Annotated in this window: 1 protein-coding gene and 1 pseudogene; both read left to right on the top strand. The window is 34.9% G+C overall.

Annotated features, from left to right (window positions below; translation table 11 throughout):
- The first annotated feature begins 8 nt into the window (after positions 1 to 8).
- Positions 9 to 557: a helix-turn-helix domain-containing protein gene (locus tag SPK86_RS15160; RefSeq protein ID WP_330949766.1), complete on the top strand. Its 549-nt coding sequence runs from the start codon at positions 9 to 11 to the stop codon at positions 555 to 557.
- Positions 518 to 1,408 (top strand): annotated as a pseudogene (locus tag SPK86_RS15155) (IS3 family transposase); the annotation flags it as partial. The gene SPK86_RS15160 and the pseudogene SPK86_RS15155, both read left to right, overlap by 40 nt.
- Positions 1,409 to 1,439 lie beyond the last annotated feature (31 nt).

Below are 1,439 nucleotides of genomic sequence, written 5' to 3'. Positions count from 1 at the left end.
GTTTTAGTATGGCAAAGTATGACTTGGCTTTTAAGCTAGCGGTGGTACAAGCTTATTTAGCAGGAGAAGGAGGTTATTCGACAATCGCTAAAAAGTATGGCATTCCTTCTAACAGTACCGTAGAAAAATGGGTTAATGTGTATAAACATTTAGGAGAATCGGGATTAAAACGTAGGGTTACAAATAAGATTTATTCTGTTCAATTCAAGTTGAATGCTTTAGACTATAAGTTAAGAACAGGTGAGTCCTACCAAGAAGTTGCGCTAAAATTCAACATTACAGAACCCTCTATTCTAGCGAGTTGGATGTATACTTGGCAAAATGAAGGTATAGGAGGACTCTCCAAAGTAAAGGGGCGTCCTACTATGTCAAAAAAGAAACCAATGACTTCTAAGAAAGAGTTAACAAAAGAACAGGAGCTTGAACGAGAAGTGGAGCTTCTCCGTGCGGAGAATGCTTACTTAAAAAAGCTCCGAGCTTTAGGGGTAGATATTCCGAGCCGACTGCGAAAACAGAATCACGAATCATCAACGAACTCAGAAAAGAATTCCGATTAGCAGTTATCCTTAAAGCGATTAAATTTCCAAAGGCTACGTATATGTATTGGCAAAAACGATTAAGTGAACCAAATTCAGATGAAAAAGTGGAAAATGAAATTCAGAAAATATCAGATGAAAATAAAAATAATTATGGGTATCGAAGAATCACAATAGAATTACGCAAACGAGGTTTTATCGTCAATCATAAGAAAGTATTGCGTATTATGAATGAGCTTGGCCTTATATGCAAGAAATTCACACGTAAGTCTAGAAAGTATAATTCTTATAAAGGTTCAGTAGGTAAGATTGCAACTAATCGTATAAATCGTAGATTCAATACACCTCTTCCACGTCAAAAGATAACGACTGATACAACTGAATTAAAGTATTATACAAAGGATCAAAACGGGAAAGTTGTGATTAAAAAAGCATATCTTGACCCTTATTTAGATATGTTCAATGGTGAGATTCTAACGTATCAATTGTCAAAAAGGCCGAACGCGAAGGCAATATTAGATGGATTAGAAGAAGTAGTCACAATTGCGAAGCAATGGCCTTATCGTACAACGGTTCATACTGATCAGGGCTGGGCGTATCAAATGAAAGCATTTAGTAAAAAGTTAAAAGACAATCGTATTTTTCAAAGCATGTCACGTCGTGGAAATTGTCTAGATAATTCACCTATGGAAAATTTCTTTGGGATAATGAAACAAGAAATGTATTATGGTATTGTATATGAATCATTTGAAGCATTAGAATATGCGATAAAGCAATATATTGATTACTACAATAATAAACGGATTAAAGAAAAATTGACTGGAATGAGTCCAGTTGAATACCGGAAACAAACCAGCCAATTATCTGCTTAATAATTTAGTCTAACTTTATGGGTTCAGTACA

Source organism: Virgibacillus sp. MG-45, from assembly GCF_036409425.1.
Classification (GTDB): Bacteria; Bacillota; Bacilli; order Bacillales; family Amphibacillaceae; genus LDC-1.
The sequence above is the reverse complement of the archived record's forward strand: the minus strand, read 5'-3'. Positions and strand labels throughout refer to the sequence as shown.